The following is an 18,758-nucleotide window of genomic DNA, read 5'->3' as shown; positions in this document are numbered from 1 at the left end:
GACGCAGGAGGTGAGTGTGATGTCCGCTTCACTCACGACCGGACTCGGCGTCCGGCGGCTGCTGGTGGCGGCCGGTCAGGCGCCGTCGGTGCTCAACACCCAGCCGTGGCGCTTCCGCGTGGTGCGTCAGGAGCTCGTCGAGGTCTTCGCCGACCAGGACCGGCGGTTGCGGGTCACCGACCCGCGCGGCCGCAACCAGTACGTCAGCTGCGGCGCGGCCCTGTTCAACCTGCGCCTGGCGGTGCGCACCTCGGGGCGGCGGCCGCTGGTGTGGCTGCTGCCCGCGCCGGAGGACGAGCCGGACCTGCTGGCCGCCGTCCGCCTGGGTGTGGCGTTGCCGGCCTCGGCGGAGCATCGCGCGCTGTACGACCTCATCCCGGTGCGCCGCACCAACCGCCGGCCGTTCTACGACCGGGGCGTGCCCCGCGCCGTGATGGCGGCGCTGCGGGTGGCGGCCTCCCGTGAGGGCGCGGCTCTCCTCCCGCTCGACCGGCACGCCACGGCCGACATGCTGGACTACGCCGCCATCGCCGAGGACGAGCTGGCCCGTGACCACGACTACCGCGCCGAGGTGGCCGCCTGGACGATGCCCGGCGCGCTGTACGACGGCATGCCCGGCTACGCGCACGGCCCGCACGCGGCGAAGGACCCGTCCCCGGTCCGCGACTTCGGGCGGCAGGAGGGCGAGGCGCGGTTCGAGGAGCGGCCGCAGCTGGCGGTCCTGACCACGATGGGCGACACGCCGGCCGACTGGCTGCGGGCCGGTCAGGCGCTGCAGCGCGTCCTGCTGGTCGCCGCCGGGTACGACGTGTCGGCGTCGTTCCTGAACCAGCCGCTCGACTTGCGCGACATGCGCGACCGCCGCGACCCGCACCACCGGCGCGGCCACCCGCAGATGGTCCTCAGGCTCGGCTACGGCCCGCACGTGGCCCGCAGCCCGCGCCGCCCGGCGGGCGAGCTGGTGACCGCGTGACGTGCGCCTGGCCATGACATTTCACGGAGCAGGACGAAATCGCCCTCCGCCCGGGACCATCGGCACTGGGCGCAGAACGCGCGACGGCTGGAATGGAAGGATGAGGATCACCGTTCTCGGCGCCGGTTCATGGGGCACGACAGTCGCCGCCCTGGTCTGCAAGCGGCATGACACGCTGGTGTGGTCCCGCGATCCCGGCGTCGCCGAAGAGATCAACACCAGGCACCGCAACCAGGTGTACCTGCCCGGCTTCACCCTGCCCCCGGCCCTCACGGCGACCGCCGACCTCGCGGCGGCCACGTCCGGCGCCCAGGTCCTCATCGTCGCCGTGCCCTCGCACGCCTTCCGCGACGTGCTCGACCGGGCCCGCGCGCACGCCCAGCCCTGGATCCCCGTCGTCAGCCTGGCCAAGGGCCTGGAGGACGGCACCGACCTGCGCATGACCCAGATCATCGAGCAGGTGCTGCCCGGCCATCCGGCCGCCGCGCTGACGGGGCCGAACCTGGCCAGGGAGATCCTCGCGGGCAAGGCGGCGGCCACCGTCATCGCCAGCGGCAACGAGACCGTCGCCCCCATGCTGCAGGAGATCTTCCAGCGCGGGCTGCTGCGTGTCTACACCAACGGCGACGTGATCGGCTGCGAGCTCGGCGGTGCGCTGAAGAACGTGGTGGCGATCGCGGCCGGGATGGCGGAGGGGCTGGAGGTGGGCGACAACACCAGGGCCGCGGTCATCACCCGGGGGCTGGCCGAGCTCACGCAGCTCGGCGTGGCCATGGGCGGCGCGGCGGCCACCTTCGCCGGGCTGACGGGGCTGGGGGATCTCGTCGCCACCTGCCTGAGCCCGTACAGCCGCAACCGGCACGTCGGCGAGCAGCTCGGCAGGGGCCGCAAGCTCGACGAGGTGCTCGCGGACATGATCATGACGGCGGAGGGCGTGCGCACGACTCCGGTGGCGGTGCGGCTGGGCGACCGGCACGGGCTGGAGCTGCCGATCTGCCGGACCATCCACCGGGTGCTCATCGGCGACCTCACGGCACGCGACGCCTACGCGGGCCTGCGCCACTCCCCCGCCGGCACGGAGTCCGGCCCCTGGTGACCCGGCCCGCACAGGCCCACACCGGCGGCGGCGAGCGTGCCGACTGGTGTCCATCGGCGCCCGAGGTAGGGACTTCCGCCCGCAGGCGGCCCCGCCCGGCGGTGCTGCGCTGGCAGTATGAGTGCTTATCCCGTACGGGTGGAGGCCCGGCTCGAAGAGCCGCTGAACCGGGGCCTCTGGATCGTCAGGTGGCTCCTGGCGGGTGGCCTACTGCTCCCGGCGTGCGGCGTCGTCGGGCTCGCGCTGCCCGGTCACGAAGGCAGGCGGTGCTACCTGATCGGGTCCCCTGCCGTCGCCGGCCTCGCGCGCGCGGCCCGCCAGATGGGGTAGCCGATCACCGTCAGGACGGTGAGCAGGGGCGCGGGATGACCGAACACGAACGTGGCCGTCGAGTAGTCGATGACGGGCACCGCCAGCGCGGCGGCGAACAGCCAGTCCGGCGGCTTCGGCCCGGCCTTGCCCGTCGTCCACGGCGTCAGCCGCCACGGCTTGGCGATCGACAGCCACGTCTGGAACGCCAGCGCGCCGGCCATGAGCACGGTGGCGACCGCCACGCCGGTCGCGGACCGTTGCAGGCCCGCGGCGAGCCTGTCCAGGTGGCCGCCGAGGATGAAGATCCCGACGTACAGCTGGCTCAGCGTCATGGCGAACTTCGTGGTCACCCACCAGTGGCGCGTGTAGCCCCAGCGGGTCAGGCCGGCGAGCATGAGACCGGTGAAGGCCGAGGCGTTGGCGAGGTGCAGCAGCAGGTCGTCGTCGAGCAGGTCGGCCATGCGGTACGCGTGCGCGTCCCCCGTACGCATGCCGTGGGTCAGCAGCACGACCAGGACGAGCGCGAGGGCCATCCAGCCCACGGACGTGATGACGTGCAGGCCGACCAGGAGATTGCGCCAGCGCACGGTGCCGGAGCGGGCCATGTCCGCCTCCCATATGTAGGTTGTCTACACTAAGAGGCTACGGCGGCCACGCCGCCGCCGGGGCACCCTCTCAGCGCAGGGGGCGTGCCAGCCAGCTGTGCGACGGTGAGGCGGAGGCCAGCGCGGGCGGTTCCTCCAGGCAGGACGGCGGCGGCGCCGGCCGGTCGGTCGCCACCGTGAGCAGGAAGTCGCCGAACCTGTGCCACCACCCGTGCAACGTCCTGCCCTCCGCCGTCCGCACCGTCAGCCCGCTCCACCCGCCGGACGGCGTGGCGCAGCCGAGCGTCACCTCGACCGAGCGGGTGTCCCTGCGCAGCCCGGTGCGCAGCACCTTCAGCGCGCTCTCCTTGGCCGACCACAGCAGGTTGGCACGCAGCGGGTCCGCGCCGATGAGCCGCCGCTCGGCGGCGGTGAAGTAGTCGGCGACGAAACCGGGGCTGCGCGGCTCCACCAGCTCCAGGTCGCAGCCGACCGCGCCGGGCTCCAGGCCGAGCAGGCACACCGCCCAGCCCGCGCGGTCGGTCAGTGACAGGCCGACCGGCAGCGGCGCCCCCGCCAGGTACGCCTCGGGGGCGCCGCTGGGATGGTGGCGCACCTCCAGCTCGTACGCGGGCGCCGGGTAGAGCCGGCCCATGGCCTCCTTGGCCGTCCAGCGGGCGACCAGGAACTCGGTGCGCCGCTTGGTGAAGCGCATGCCGGCCGCCCGCCGGGCCTCCCCGGGGGCCAGCCAGCCGTCGCCGGCGGGCAGGTGCCGCTCGCCGCGTGCCAGCCATCTCATGTCGCGGCCATGCCTCTCTCCAGCGCGCCGATCACGTACGGGCGCAGCTCGGCGGCCGGGATGACCCGGTCGACCGAGCCGACCTCCAGGGCCCGCTGGATGCTGTGCACCCGGTCGAACTCGGCGGCCACCTCGCGCAGTTTGTCCGCCCGCACCTCCTCGGTGATCTCGACGAGCCGGGAGCGCGGCCCGGACCCGCCCGCGGCGATCACCCGGGGGTCGCGCTCGGTACGGGCGTTGACCTCGCGCACGAACACCACGGCGGCGGCGGGCGCGCCACCGATGACGGAGGCGTAGGAACCCTCGACGGCGGCGATCTCCAGGAGCGGGTTGAGCCGCTTGGAGAACACCACGAACGCGCCGCCGTGGTACCGGGAGACCACCACGAACACGATCGGTCCCGAGAAGTTCGTCACCGCCCGGCCGATCTCGGCGCCGTACTCGAGCTGCCAGCGCCGCATCGACTCCGGCGAGCCGTCGAAACCGGACAGGTTGGCCAGCACCACGACGGGCCGGTTGCCGCTGGCCGCGTTGACGGCCCTGGCCACCTTGCGTGACGACTGCGGGAACAGCGTGCCGGCGGTCCAGGCGGGCGGGCCGTCGGCGGGCACGAAGCCGTGCCTGGGCTGCGGCGCGGACTCCAGCCCGATCAGGCAGACGGGGATGCCGCCGATGTGCGCGTCCCAGACGACGGCCGTCTCGGCGTCGCGCCAGCGAGCCCACCGCTCCAGCGGCTCGGCGTCGGTGTCGCACACCGCGCGCATGACCGAGCGGATGTCGAAGGGCCGCTTTCGCTCGGCGTTGTGCGTCCTGGAGAAGATCTCCCCGACCGTGCCGAACCCGGCGCCCACGTGGGGCGCCGGCCGCACGTCGCGGCCGGCCGGGTCGGCGGTGGGGCGCCTGCGCGGGTAGCGCTCGCCGGGCACCACGTAGGCGTGCTCGTAGTGGCGCAGCAGGATGCGGCCCGCCTCCGCCAGCGTGGCGGCGCCGTACTGGGCCTGGCCGTTGGGCCCCATGACGTGTTCGTAGCCGCCGATGCCGGCGTTGTCGTCGGCGGACACGCCGCCGGAGAAGTCGAGCGCCTGCTTGCCGGTCAGCACCATCGCGCTGCCGCTCACCATGACGAGGATGCCGCGGGTGTGCATGAGCATGGTGGACTCGGCGTTCCAGTACGGCTGCGCGCCCACGTTCACGCCGGTGACCACGACGTTGACCTCGCCGCCCCGTTGCGTGAACTCGATGAGGCGGCGCAGCACGGCGGCGATCCAGTCCATGTTCTCGGTGCCGCTGTCCATCGCGATCCGCGCGCCGGACGACACCGCGAACCACTCCACCGGCACCCGCATCCGCTCCGCCAGGTCGAGCGCCGCGATGACGCGACGGCACTCGGGCTCGGCCAGCGAGCCCAGGCTCCGGGTGGGGTCGCCGAGGACGGCCACCCTGGACATGCCCTCGGGCACCTCGGCGGTGCGGTTGGTGATGACGCCGACGACCAGGTTGGCGGCGTTGCCGCCCTCGGGCCTGGTGACGGGGACGAGGGTGCCGTCGGCCGCCAGGTCGTGCTCGGCGAACGTGCCCGGCGGGAAGCCGCCGGGGGTGCCCTCGGGCGGGGCCAGCATGCGGACGATCTCGTACGGGTAGGGCGCGCCGAGGCGCCGGGCCCGCAGCACCTTGCGCCGGTACTCGGTGACCGGCTTGACCGGCGCCCGGCCGTACGGTGCCCTGCGGACCGTCACGTGGTCCTCGTCGAGCCCTTCGACGTGCAGGACCGCGGGCTCCGGCGCGGCGCCGGGACCTGGGATGCGGACCTGAAGCACCAGCTTGTCCAGCCCCGCTCCGGCGGCCAGCGGCACGAACGGCCTGGCCAGCCCCGGCCAGTCGGCGGGTGGCACGTCGAACGGCGGGCGTACGCACAGGATGATGCGGTTCGGCTGGGGCCGCCGGCCCGGCGGGGTGGCGGCGAGGTGCTCGCGCATGGCGGCCAGCGCCTGCAGCCCCATGCGTTCCAGCCGGGGCAGGGACACGACCCGCCCGGTCGGGCCGCGGACCGGGGTCAGGTCGCGGACCTCGCCGATGGCGAACAGGCGCACGTCGGCCGGGTTGTCCTTGGCGACGCCGCGGAAGAGGTAGACGTCCTCGGCGGAGCGCAGGCGTTCGAGGGTGAAGTTGGACAGCCGCCACAGCTCGGCCCGTTCGGCGATCATCGGGTGCAGGTTGCGGTAGAGGACGTCCTCCTCGAAGCCGCCGGCGGTGTTCCGGTAGGCGAAATGCTGGGTGCGGTGGTGCTCGGGGCCGGGGCCGCGCTCGCTGGTGACGGTCACCGACAGCCGCTCCAGAGAACGGCCGAGGTCCACGCCGGCGAGCAGGTCCGCGACCTCCGCCTGGGTGACGTCGGCGGCGGGGCGCTCCCCCGGCCGCCAGGTCATCAGCTCGGCGATGACCCGCCGCCCGGGATCGACGCCCTTCAGCCGCGCCGCGATGTCCGCGCAGGCGGCGCGGCTGCCGGCGAGCGGGGTGTAGGCGACCACCAGGTGGTGGGGCATGCCCTCGAGGTCGAAGTCGGCCGTGCCGAGGCCGCCTTCGACGGTGAGGTGTTCGAGCGCGCGGGTGCGGTAGAAGCGCCGGATGTAGATCTCGACGACGGCGTTCCGCATCTGCGGGCCCGCCACCTGCCAGCGGGCCAGCAGCGGGCCGCGCATCGGCTGCGGGCACCACACGAGCCGGTCGATCAGCTCGTCGCGGTCGGGCCTGCGCGGGTCGGCCGCCAGGGCGTCGAGGCCGGCCTCCATCTGCGCGTACACGGCGGCCAGCGCCCGCTCGTGCTGCGGCTCGTCGAAGTAGTGGAAGCGCACGTCCCTGGCCAGGTCGGCGACCACCGGATGGCGTACCTGCGCGGCGATGGCGAGCCGGTCCAGCAGGTCGCGCAGGGCCGGGTCCGGCGCGAGCAGGTCGCGGTGCCGCAGCCGGCGTTCCAGCACGGCGGCGACGACCGGGGCCAGGTCGTGGGCGCGGTGGAAGGAGCGGAAGAGCCAGACGACGGCCTCCTCCAGCTGGGGCGTGCGGTCGAGCCCGCGCACGCCGTACCTGGCCAGGACGCGCTCCAGGCGGGTGCGGAAGCCCGCGGGCAGGCCGGCCCTGCCGGGGTCGAGCCACTGCAGGTAGGACAGGAGGTACTCCTGGGCGCTGGAGCTGCCCGGCTCCTCCGGCTCCGGCACGGGCCGGTACAGGCCGCACACGTCGGCGTACAGGTCCAGGAACGCCTCCTCGCACGCCAGCAGCTCCGGATCGCCGGGTGCCTGCCCTGGCTCGTGGCCGCCGCCGAGCCCGCGCGGATCCAGGTCGAAGCCGAGCAGGCAGCCGTGCAGCGCCGCGTACCTCGGCCGGCAGCCCGGCGCCTGATCGGCGTGGCACAAACCGGCGAAGGACACGGCCGTGCCCTCCGGCCGCGAGGCGGGCGCCACCTCGCGCACGCGCAGCAGCGGCTGGCCCGCCACGACCTGGGTGTTGACGGCCACCTCGACCGAGGCGACCTCGCCCGCGTACGGGGCGGCCAGCGTGGACTCGAGCTTCATGCTCTCCAGCACGAGCAGCGGGTCGCCCTCGGCCACCCGGTCGCCGGGCGCCACGGGCACCGCGACCACGAAGGCCGGGTGGGAGGCCCGGATGACGCCGCCGTCGTCGCGGTGCACGCGGTGGGCCGCCCACTCACCGTCCCGCTCCACCTCCACCAGGTAGGCGGGGCCCTGGGCGGAGATCTGGGTGCGGTACGCGGCGCCGCCGCACGACAGCCGCCGCTCGTACCCGCTGAGCCGCCGCACCCCCACCTCCACCGGCCCGTCCGCGGTCTCGACCCGGTACTGCTCGGGGCCGGTGCGCAGGACGAGCAGCTCGTACGGGCGGCCGCGGTAACGCAGCCTGGCCCGGTGCCCCATCTGCTCGGGCATGACGGGCCTGCCCCGGCCGGCGGCCTCGTGGAAGGCCGCCCGTTCGGCCTCGTGTTCGGCGTCGTACGCCTCGACGGCGGCCTGCAGCACGGCGACGGGATCGGGGTCGGGCAGGTGCGCCCCGTCGGCGGTGAGCCCGTCCAGCCACCGGTTGTCGGCGGTGCCCCGCCGGACCTCCTCGCGGGAGAGCAGCGACAGCAGGAAGGCCCGGTTGGTCGCGCCGCCCTCGACGACCACGCGGGTCGCGGCCAGCGCGCGCCGCAGCCTGGCCATGGCCTCGTTGCGGTCGCCGCCCCTGGCCACCACCTTGGCGATCATCGAGTCGAACTCCGGCGCGATCACATCGCCCTCGGCCACGCCGGCGTCCACCCGGATGCCGGGCCCGGACGGTGGCCGCCACACGACGATCCGGCCGGGCGCGGGCGCGAACCCCTGCTCGGGGTCCTCCGCGCACAGCCGGGCCTCGATCGCGTATCCCCTGGCGGGCGGCGGGTCACCGTCGAGCCGGCCGCCCCTGGCCACGTGCAGCTGGAGCTTGACCAGGTCGGCTCCCGTCGTCTCCTCGGTGACCGGGTGCTCGACCTGCAACCGGGTGTTGACCTCCATGAACAGGTGCACGCCGGTGTCCGGGTCGAGCAGGAACTCGACCGTCCCGGCGTTCTGGTAGCCCGCCTCCCTGGCCAGCCGGACGGCCGCCCGGCGCACGGCACGTTCGGCGGACGGGGTCAGCGCGGTGGAGCCGGCCTCCTCGATGACCTTCTGGTTGCGCCGCTGGATGCTGCAGTCGCGCACGCCGAGCGCCCAGACGGCGCCGTGCCCGTCCGCGATGATCTGCACCTCGACGTGGCGGGCGCGCGGCACGAGCCGTTCGACGAACACCGCCGGATCGCCGAACGCGGCCTGCGCCTCGGCACGCGCGGCGCTCAGCGCGGGCGCCACCTCCTCCGGCGCGCGGACGACCCTGATGCCGCGCCCGCCGCCGCCCGCCGCGGCCTTGACGACCACCGGGAAGCCGAGTTGCGTGGCGTGTGCCAGCGCGTCCGCCGGGTCGGTCACGGGGCCGCCGCTCCACGGCACGACCGGCACGCCGGCCTGCTCCGCCAGCAGCTTGGCCGCGATCTTGTCGCCGAGCAGGCGGATCGTGGTGCTGCGCGGGCCGACGAACGTGATGCCGGCCTTCTCGCAGCGCTCGGCGAAGGAGGCGTGCTCCGCCAGGAAGCCCCAGCCGACCCAGACGGCGTCGGCGCGGGCCGCCTCCAGCGCCCGCATGACGCGCTCCTCGTCGAGGTAGGCGGACCTGCGGTGGCCGTCGCGCGGGTCGAGGTAGGTGGCGGGACCGATCGAGCGGGCCTCGTCGGCTCTGCGGGCGTACCAGGCGTCGATGTCCTGGTCCGTGTGCAGGATGATCGTCGCCATGCGGGGGGTGGCGCCGTCGCGGTTGAGCTCCGCGACGGCGTCCAGCACCCGGGTGGCCGGCTCGCCCCGGTTGACGATGGCCAGGCGCTTGATTCCCGGCATGTCAGCCTTCTCTCGTCAGCGGGTCCAGCGTCTGCCTGACCTCGGAGGGCAGCTCGCCGGGCAGCGGGGTGCCCCGGTAGCCTTCGACGGCCACCAGCACGGTGCCGTCGCCGTCGAGGACGGCGCACTCGTACCGGTCACCGCGTGCTTCGACGAGCGCCTGCACGTCCTCGCCCTCCTTGAACGGATGGAGCAGGACGCGGTCCACGTGCGCGGGCAGCGCCAGCACGCCGTCGCGAGCGGCCTGCGCCAGCCCCGCCGTCTGGAAGCAGAGCTCCACCAGGCGCGGCGGCGTCGTGGTCGGCGCCTCCGGCCGCAGCGCCTGCGGCAGGCCGGCGGCCATCCTGGCCGCGGCGCCCTCCTGGTGCGCCCAGGCGGCGGCGACCACCTGGTAGGCGGGGCCGTGGAAGAACAGCGTGTACACCTGCGGGGGCGCCATCGTGGTGGCGGCCTCCTCGGCGCGGTCGCGCCGCGCGCCCTCGCGTGCCGTGCGCGAGAGCCGCACGGTGCCGGTGAAGTGCACGGTGCGCTGGGGCTCGTCCTGCCCCGGCAGGAGGCGCTCCGCCGTCAGCGCGCAGCGGGCGAGCAGGTCGTCGCCGTCTGCGGTGACGGCGGCCGTCACACTGAGCGTACGGGGCTCGTCGCGGTAGAACTTCACCGGGGCGAGGAAGTCCACGTCCTCCACGGCCGTCACCTGCCAGGCGGGCGCGGCCAGCCGAGCCGCCTCGGCGAACGCCTCGATGCCCATGACGCCGGGCAGGACGGCGACGCCGTCGATGCGGTGGTGGTCCAGGAACGGCTGTTCCTTCGGGTCCAGCGTCGTCCGGACGACCAGGCCGGTGTGCACGCCGTACGCGTCGATCCGCGCCGCCATCGGCTCCCCGGTGGAGGCGGTGGCCAGCCCGCCGCGCTCGTCGCTCTCGGCGCCCAGCACGCCCAGCGCGCCGGCCACGAGCACCTCGCCGCGCTCGCCGGAGGCGGTCAGCTCGTGCCTGATCCAGGGCACGCCCACCTCCGGCGGCAGCATCTCGATCCCCGCCATCTCCATGATCTTGGGGATGGAGCCGCGGGTGGCCATGCCGATGCCGCTCCAGGCCGTCCAGTCCAGCGCGATGGCGCGGGTGCCCGGCCGGGTGCGGCGCATGCCGCTGGTGAGCTTGCACAGCAGGTCGTTGGCCGCGCTGTAGTCGGCCTGGCCGGCGTTGCCGAAGCGGCCTGCCACCGAGCTGAAGACCACGGTGGTGCCGATCGGCAGGTCCGCGGCGGCGTGCAGGAGATTGAACCAGCCGTCGCTCTTGACGTCGAAGACCAGGTCGAACTCGGCGGGCGGCTTGTCGCCCAGGGACCGGCTGATCTCCAGCCCGGCGGCGTGCAGCAGCACGTCCACGTGGTCGCTGACGCCGCGCACGTCGTCCATGACGCCGCGCACCGCGGTGGGGTCGGTGAGGTCGACCTGGTGGTAGTGCGGCGTGCCGCCGGCCTTCCTGACGGCCTCGATGGCGTCGAGGGCGGCGCGCAGGCGTTCGAGGCGGGCCAGCTCGCGCTCGATGAGCACCGGGGTGGGGCGCTCGCCGCGCCGACTGATCCGGTCGGCCAGGTCCGCCTTGAGGCCGTCGCGGTCGGTGGTGCAGCGGACCAGGTCGGCGTCCGCCGGGTCCGGTTCGGGGATCAGGTCGAGCAGGTGGAACACGCCGCCCGAGGCGGTGGCCAGGTCGGCGGTGATGGCCGAGACGATGCCGCCGGCCGCTCCGGTGATGAGGAAGACACTGCCCGGGTCCGGCTGCCCGCCATCGGGGGCGGTGAAGGGGCGTTCGCCCGGGCCGGCCGACCAGCGTTCGCCGTCGGGGAAGGGGCGTTCGGCCAGGCCGGCCGACCAGCGTTCGCCGTCGGGGAAGGGGCGTTCGGCCAGGCCGATCGACCAGCGTTCGCCGTCGGCGTGGCCGACCTCGACGCAGCCCGGGTCGGTCAGGGTCTCCTCGATCAGGACGTCCGCGTACGCCGCCGGTTTCCTGCCGGTGCCGAAGTCGACCGCCTTGACCAGCGTGTCCGGGCGTTCGCGCCGGTAGGCCTTGGCGAAGCCGGTCACCGCGCCGCCGAGCGGGGCGACGGCGCCCGCGTCGTCGTAGCCGTGGCGGCCGCCCAGCCTGGTGCCGGTGACCAGGAAGGGGGCCTGCTCGTAGAGGTGGTGGGTGAGGGCGTAGAGCGACTTGACCCGGCGGCGCAGCGCCTCGCGCCAGGCCGGCAGGTCCATCTCCGCCTGCGGTTGCTCGATGTCGAGCGCGGGCAGCCAGTAGAGTCCGTCCACCTTGCCCCGCGCCTGGGCCACCAGCTCTTCCGGCGTGCCGCCGGGATCGACGGCGACGACCTCGCAGCCGAGCTTGCCGAGCCGGCCTGCCAGGGCCTTGCCGACGCCGCCCGCGTCCATGCCGATGATGATCCTGATGCCCTCGCCCAGGCTGACGCCGGTCGGCTCGCAGCGGCTGAGCGCGGGGCGCAGCACCGGGACGGGGATCCGGCGCGGGAAGCGCGTGCCGTCGTGGGGGGCGGGCTCGGGCTGCTCGTCCTGGGGTGCCGGCGGCTCGGGCTGCTGCTCGGCGGGTGCGGTGGACGCGGTGGACGCGGTGGATGCGGTGGGCGCGGTGGACGCGGTGGATGCGGTGGGCGCGGTGGGCGCGGTGGGCAGGCGGTCGCGGATCCAGCCGACCACGTGGTTCAGCGTCGGGAAGTCACGCAACCGCAGGTTCGGGTCCCGCTCCAGCCCGTACCGCTCCCGCACCGCCGCGAAGATCTCCGCCTGCTTCACCGTGTCCACCCCGAGATCCGCCTCCAGATCCAGGTCCGGCTCCAGCAGCTCCGGCGGGTACCCGGTCATCTCCGAGACGATCGCGACGACGGTCTCCGCGAGCGGGTCCGCCTGCGCGGGTACGGCTTCTGGCTCGATGGGTGCGACGGCGGCGGGCTCAGGCTCGGCGACCACGACGGGGGGCGGAGCGGCGGCTGCGTCCGTGATGCGCAGGCGGCGCTGCACGACTTCCAGGGCGGCGCCGGGGCGGCCGGAGACGGTGGACAGCCACGCCTGCCAGGCGGCCGGGTCCATGATGCGGTAGGCGTAGCCCAGCTCACTCGGGGACCGGTGCCTGCCGTCCGGCATCGGGGTCCAGCGCATCAGGGTCATGGCGATCTGGGAGCCGAACCCGGCGGCCAGGCGCAGCGCGTACCGCACGGGGTAGGCGCCGCCGGTGGAGAGGTTGAGCGGGCCCAGCTCGGGGTCCGGCTCCTTGTAGTTGGGGACGGGCGGCACGATGCCGGTCTCCATCGCCTTGATCGCGACGACGTCCTCGATGCCGGCGCCCATGGCGTGGCCGGTGAAGCCCTTGGTGTTGGCGATCACGATCGAGTCGGCGGTGCTGCCGAAGGCCTGCCTGAGCGCGTGGATCTCGGCCGCGGCGCTGCCGCCGCGCGCCGGGGTGTAGGTCTCGTGGGAGACGAACACCGTCTCGGGCGCGATCGTGTGCCGATCGGCACCGCGGCCCTCGGCCTGACGGACGACCTGCTCCATGACCTGGGAGATGTGCTCGACGTCGAGGCGGGTGCCGTGGTAGGCGCTGTTGGCCGTGACGGCGCCCAGCACCTCGCAGATCGGCCGCAGGCCGCGCTCGCGGGCCGCCTCGGCGGACTCGACCACCACGGCGGCGGCGCCCATGCCGACGATCATGCCGTGCCTGCGGCGGTCGAACGGCGTGGCCGCCTCCTCCACCACGTCATCGGTGGCGGCGGCGCCGGAGGCCAGGAAGCCGGAGCCGATCCAGGGCAGCAGCGCGTCGGAGGTGACGTCGTCGGCCGAGATGACGATCACGCGGCGGCACCGGCCGGCGCGGATCCAGTCCTCGGCCACGCACATGGCCTGGGTGGTGCTCGCGCAGGCGGCGTTGACCTGCGTGTTGGGGCCGCGCGCGCCGATGAGCTCGGCGAACTGGGAGTGCCCCATGGACAGGCAGCGGAACAGGAATCGGCGGTCGAACACGTACGGCTCGCTCCGCAGGAGGTGGCGCAGCTCGTCGATGCGGCGATCGGTCTCGGCGGCGGCGCTCTCCCCACTTCCCATCCTGGCCCGGACGGCCTCCAGCGCGAGCAGTTGTTCCCTGCGCCCGCGGTCGGTGAAGTAGCGCTCCAGCTCGTCGGCGAAGGCGTCGTAGGCCGGGAAGGCGGAGGCGAACACCACGCCGGTGTCGTCTCGCAGCGCCTCGGGCAGCCCCCACCGATCGGGCAGCCTGGTGCCCAGGGTGGTGCTCCGGTAGTGCATGACCAGCGGGATCCCCGCGTCGCGCAGCGCGTCGAAGCCCGCGCCGATGGCGAGCCTGGTGGCGATGTCGAGGGCGGCGTCCCTGTCGGCGTCCACGCCGAACTCGGCGACCACGTCCAGGGGCGCGTGGCGGCCGGCGAGCTTGAGCACGTCCGCCTCGCTGCCGATGGTCTCGAACGTGGGGTCGCCCGACTCGCGCTTGACCAGGCGGGTGATGCGGTGGTCCACCATGGCGCGGCGGAAGCGGTGCGGAATGGTGTCGATGAACTGCTGGCCGGCGAGGATGCGGGCCAGGTTGTCGTCGTCGAAGACACGCTCGACGCCTGGGAGCCCGAGCGCGGCCCCGGTCACCACGACCGGTTCCGTGGCCGGGAGGCTCTGGGGCGCGGTGCCGCCGTAGAGGGCCAGGCCCTGTTCGAGGGTCTGCGCGAAGAGGCGGCCGAGCTGGGTGTAGGTGGTCTCTGGGGTCATGGTGGGCCTCATGGGAGTGGTGGGCCTCGCGGAGGTGGCGGGCGCCGGCACCGTGGCGGGCGTCCGGTCGGGCACGTCGGTGGCGGGGAAGCCCAGGCCGGCGGCGTACAGGCCGCACAGGGCCTGGTTGAAGGCGGGGACGCCGCCGTTCTTGGGGTGGTTGGTGAACAGCGCGAGCACGTCGTCGTGCACCGAGCCGAGCACGTCCTCGGCGAAGCCGTGCAGCGCCTTCTTCGGCCCCACCTCGACGAAGACGCGCGCGCCCGCGTCGTACAGCGTGCGCAGGCCGGTCACGAACCGCACCGGCGAGGCGACCTGGCGGCCGAGGATGTCGAGCATGGTCTCGGCGTCGGCGTCGTCCGGGTAGAACGCGCCGGTCACGTTGGCCACGATCGGCTTGGCGGGCGGCCGGATGTCGAGGCGGCGCAGCACCGCCTTCAGTGGCTCGCCCGCGGGCGCCACGATCGAGGTGTGGAAGGCGTGGCTGACGGGGATGCGGCTCGCGGTCATGCCCGCCGCGCGGAAGCGCTCGACGGCCGCCTCGACAGCCTCGGTGGCGCCGCCGACCACGGCCTGGGCGGTGCTGTTGATGTTGGCGACCACGACGTAGCCGTCGCACTCCGCCACGATGCGCTCGACCTGCGGCAGCGGGCCGAAGACGGCGGCCATGGCGCCGTTGTCGGGCACCTCCAGGGAGGCCATCTCCCGGCCGCGCGCGCTGACGGCCTCCAGGGCCGCCTCGAAGGTCAGCGATCCGGCCGCGACGAGCGCGCCGTACTCGCCGAGGCTGTGGCCCATCACCATGTCGGCGCGCACCCCGTACGCCTCCAGCAGGCGGGTGAGCGCGGCGTCCACGGTCAGCACGGCGGGCTGGGTGATCTCCGTCTGCAGCAGCGCCTGCTGTGCCGCGCCGGGGTCGGTGTCGTCGCTGAAGACGTACGAGGTCAGCGGCCGGCCGAGCAGCGGTGTCATCACCCGGTCGGCCTCGTCGAACGTGGCGGCCACGATGGGCTCGCGCTCGCGCAGGTCGCGCAGCATGTTGACGTACTGCGAGCCCTGGCCGGTGTAGAGGAAGGCGACCTTGGGCGCGGAGCCGCGGCCGAGGAACACGCCCTGGGCGCGCAGCATGCGCCACCTGGCCTGGTCGCCGGTCCGCAGGGCGGCGACGGCCTTCGCCGCCTTGGCGGCCAGGTCGGCGGGGTCGGCGTAGTCGATGGCGACCCTGATGGCGGCGGTGGCGAGCGCGGGGTCGGGCGGCTGCGGGGTGGCGGTGGCGCGCACCTGTTCGAGCCGGGCGATGACCTCGGCCTCGTCGGCCCCGCCCACGACGGCGGCCCCACGCAGCGGCGGCCTGGCCCCGCCGGGCACCCGCGCCACCGGCGTGGCGCTGCCCGGTGCGGTGGGCGTGGTCAGGGTGGCGGCCGGGGTGCCGGACGTGGCGTAGGTGACCGGGGTGCCGGTGAAGCGGTGGCGGCCGGGGATGTACTCCTCCAGCACGACGTGGAAGTTCGTGCCGCCGAACCCGAACGCGCTCACCCCGGCGCACCGCACCCCGCCGGCGGGCCGCGCCCACTCCTGCAGCTCGGTGCCGACCCGGAAGGGGATGGCCGACCAGTCGACGTTCGGGTTCGGGGTCTCGAAGTGCAGGCTGGGCGGCAGGACATGCTCGTGCAGGCTCATCACGATCTTGAACAGCCCGGCAGCCCCGGCGGCGGCCTTGAGGTGGCCGATGTTGGACTTGACCGAGCCGAGCGCGATGGCGCCGCGCTCCGCGCCGGCCTTCTCGAACACCTCGCTCAGCGCGCCCAGCTCGGTGGCGTCGCCGACGCGGGTGGAGGTGCCGTGGGCCTCGACGAGCGTGGCGTCGGCGGGGCTCAGGCCGGCGCCCGCCCAGGCCCGCTCGATGGCCAGCCGCTGCCCGATCGGGTTGGGCGCGGTGATGCCCTTGCCCTTGCCGTCGCTGGAGCCGGCGATGCCGCGGATGACGGCGTAGACGCGGTCGCCGTCGCGTTCGGCGTCGGCCAGGCGCTTGAGCACGAACAGCGCCGCGCCCTCCCCCATCACGAACCCGTCGGCGCCCGCGTCGAAGGGCCGGGTGCCGGTGGCCGACAGCGCGCCGATCTTGCAGAACTTGACGAACGCGGCCACCCCCATGTTCCGGTCCACGCCACCGGTGATCACGGTGTCGAAGTCGTGCGCCTGCAGCCCGCGTACGGCCGAGGACATGGCGGCCAGGCCGGAGGCGCAGGCGGCGTCGGTGGTGAAGTTGGGGCCGCGGAAGTTGAACAGGTTGGCCACCCGGCCGGCGATGATGTTGGCCAGCTCGCCCGGCATGGTGTCCTCGGTGATCGGCGGGTACCCGTCCAGGAAGGAGCCGGTGGTCTCGCGCAGCACGGCCTCGCGCACGTCGGCGGGCAGGGTGGCGAAGGCGGGTGACTGCTCCAGACGCCGCACGAACTCCGGCAGCTCGACGCGGGTGTTGGAGCGGTAGTGCTTCTCGCCGCCGATGGCGTTGCCGATGACCACGGCGACCCGTTCCGGATCGACCGTCCAGTTCGGCCAGCCGGCGTCCCGCAGCGCCGACCTGGCGGCGCTGATGGCCCACTTCTGGCCGCCGTCGAGCTGCGCGGCCACGGCGGGTGGCACGGCCAGCCGCCAGCCCATGGGATCCCAGGGGTAGTCCCGCACCCAGCCGCCGATACGCGAGTACGTCTTGTCCGGCGCCTTCGGGTCGGGGTCGTAGTAGAGGGCGGGGTCCCAGCGCTCGGGCGGGACGTCGGAGATGGAGTATCGGCCTCTCTTGATGTTCTCCCAGAAGGAGGTCGCGTCGGGGGCGTCGGGCATGATCGCGCCGAGGCCGATGACGGCGACGGGTTCGAGCGTGATGGGATTCATGAGGGGTCCTGGGGGTCGGCGCGGCCGTAGAGGACGTCCGCGATCAGGTCCATGTCGGCGAGCAGGCCGCGCTGCACCTGCCGCACCTCACCGGCGCGCAGCCCGTCCAGCTCGGCGGCGCCGTAATCGGCGGTGGGGTCTGCAGCGCCCGGGTCCGTGGCGGCGGAGTCTGTGGCGGCGTGTTCGGGGAGGGCGCCGAGGACCCACCGCGTGCCCTCTTCGGCGATCTTCATCGCGGCTTCCCGGGCGAAGACCCGGCTGATGGCCGCGAGCGCGGCGGGGCCGAAGCGGCGCTCGGCCTTCTCCGGCAGCGTGCCGTCGAGCGCGGCGGCGGCGCGCCGGGCGAGGCTGGCCGCCGCCTCGCCGTACCCGATCAGCTCACCGAGCCGCAGCAGGACGTGCTGGTTACGGGTCAGCCGCCCGGCCCGGCAGCCCTCCAGGACGGCGGCGAGCCCGTCGAGCGCGAGGGCGGCGGTGGCCGCGCCGGTCCGCGCGGGCAGCGCGGCCACCGTGGCGGCGGCGTCGCGGTAGTGGGCGGCGCGGGTCTTGAGGTGCTGCTGCCAGCGGTCCCTGGCGATGGTCATCTCCAGGATCTCGGAGGTGCCTTCGTAGATCGTGGTGATGCGCACGTCCCGTTTGATCTTCTCGACCAGGTACGGCTTGGTGTAGCCGTACCCGCCGTGGGCCTGGATGGCGGCCTCGGCGGCGGCGTTGCCCGCCTCGCTGGCCAGGTACTTGGCGATGGCGCCCTCGGTGTTGAGCGAGCCCTCGCCCGCGTCGATGCGGGTCGCGGTCTCCTCGATGAACGCCCGCGCGGCCTCCAGCCGTACGACGTGCGGCACGATCAGCTTGTGGGTGTAGCCCTGCTTGGTGGCCAGGGCCGCGCCCGCCTGGACGCGGTCGAGCGAGTAGCGGATCGCCCGCTCGGTGGCCTCCCAGCCGCCACCGAGCCCGAAGGCCGCGACCATGAGCCGGGTGTAGCCGAAGACGTTCTGCGCCTGCGTCAGGCCCTTGCCCTCCACCAGGCCGACCAGGTTCTCCGCCGGGACGTACACGTCGTCGAGGTAGAGCGCCGCGGTGTTCGACAGCCGGATGCCGTGCTTGTCCTCCGGCGGTGCCGTGGAGAAGCCCTCGGCGCCGCGTTCCACCACGAACCAGGACGGACCGCCGGGGGCAAGCGCCAGCACGCTCCAGGCGTCGGCGATGGAGCCGTTGCTGATCCACTGCTTGCGGCCGTTGATCCGGTAGCCGCCCGGCACGGGGGTCGCGGTGGTCCGCAGGGCGCCGAGGTCGCTGCCGGCCTCGGGCTCGGTCGCCCCGTACGCGAACAGGATGCCCTCCTTGGCGATCCGGCCCAGCCAGCGCTCCTTCTGCTCCGCGGTCCCGCCGAACAGGATGGGGTCACTGCCGAGGAACGTCGCGAACACCGACGTGGCCAGCCCCAGGTCGAGCCGGGCCAGGCGCTCGCAGATGCGGTAGGAGTCGAATGCGCCGCCGCCCATGCCGCCGTACTCCTCGGGCACGAAGGCGAGCTGCACGCCCAGGTCGTCACCGCACATCTGCCTGACCGTGTCCTCGGGGCAGAGGTCGTCGCGGTCCAGCTCCAGCAGCCGTTCCTCGGGCAGCGCCGCGGTCACGAAGTCGCCGAGCGCGTCCAGCATCAGGTCGAGTGTTCCGAGGTCGAGTCCATCCGTCATGGCTCGCCTCCCTCTCATCGTCCGCCTGGTTCTCCGTGACCGTAAGACGATGAGGCGTGCCGAAGGCAGTCGCGGAGGGCCCCTGTGCGGAGGACTTTCGTCCTGACTTCGCACGCCGCGAACGGAGTGGCGCCGACCAAGGACTCACCGGTCCGGGACTTCCGTC

General features: G+C 74.1%; 7 protein-coding genes. 2 read left to right on the top strand and 5 right to left on the bottom strand.

The window, feature by feature from the left end:
- Positions 1-19: 19 nt before the first annotated feature.
- Together LCN96_RS25410 and LCN96_RS25405 are read left to right on the top strand one after the other, a co-directional pair.
- A complete protein-coding gene (locus tag LCN96_RS25410) occupies positions 20-973 on the top strand; it encodes an Acg family FMN-binding oxidoreductase (protein WP_225275391.1) in 954 nt (317 codons plus the stop codon).
- A 100-nt stretch (positions 974-1,073) separates the two neighbouring features.
- The gene (locus LCN96_RS25405) at positions 1,074-2,069 is read left to right on the top strand and encodes an NAD(P)H-dependent glycerol-3-phosphate dehydrogenase (protein ID WP_263657515.1); all 996 of its coding nucleotides are present in this window, start codon (positions 1,074-1,076) and stop codon (positions 2,067-2,069) included.
- Between the two features lie 269 nt (positions 2,070-2,338).
- Here the strand turns inward: LCN96_RS25405 and LCN96_RS25400 are convergent, their stop codons facing one another.
- The 5 genes from LCN96_RS25400 to LCN96_RS25380 form a co-directional block, all read right to left on the bottom strand.
- A complete protein-coding gene (locus LCN96_RS25400; RefSeq protein WP_225275389.1) occupies positions 2,339-2,986 on the bottom strand; it encodes a hypothetical protein in 648 nt (215 codons plus the stop codon).
- A gap of 70 nt (positions 2,987-3,056) precedes the next feature.
- The gene (locus tag LCN96_RS25395; RefSeq protein WP_225275388.1) at positions 3,057-3,764 is read right to left on the bottom strand and encodes a 4'-phosphopantetheinyl transferase family protein; all 708 of its coding nucleotides are present in this window, start codon (positions 3,762-3,764) and stop codon (positions 3,057-3,059) included.
- Positions 3,761-9,226: an ATP-binding protein gene (locus tag LCN96_RS25390; RefSeq protein ID WP_225275387.1), complete on the bottom strand. Its 5,466-nt coding sequence runs from the start codon at positions 9,224-9,226 to the stop codon at positions 3,761-3,763. Before LCN96_RS25390 ends, LCN96_RS25395 begins: the two co-directional genes overlap by 4 nt.
- Before the next feature lies 1 nt (position 9,227).
- Positions 9,228-16,895, bottom strand: coding sequence for a type I polyketide synthase (locus tag LCN96_RS25385; RefSeq protein WP_225275386.1), 7,668 nt, complete (start codon positions 16,893-16,895; stop codon positions 9,228-9,230).
- A complete protein-coding gene (locus LCN96_RS25380; RefSeq protein ID WP_225275385.1) occupies positions 16,892-18,592 on the bottom strand; it encodes an acyl-CoA dehydrogenase family protein in 1,701 nt (566 codons plus the stop codon). The genes LCN96_RS25385 and LCN96_RS25380 overlap by 4 nt, the downstream gene beginning before the upstream one ends.
- Between the last annotated feature and the right edge of the window lie 166 nt (positions 18,593-18,758).

The organism is Nonomuraea gerenzanensis (genome assembly GCF_020215645.1).
Classification (GTDB): domain Bacteria; phylum Actinomycetota; class Actinomycetes; order Streptosporangiales; family Streptosporangiaceae; genus Nonomuraea; species Nonomuraea gerenzanensis.
Note: the sequence above shows the minus strand (reverse complement) of the source record. Positions and strands in the feature narration are given on the sequence as shown.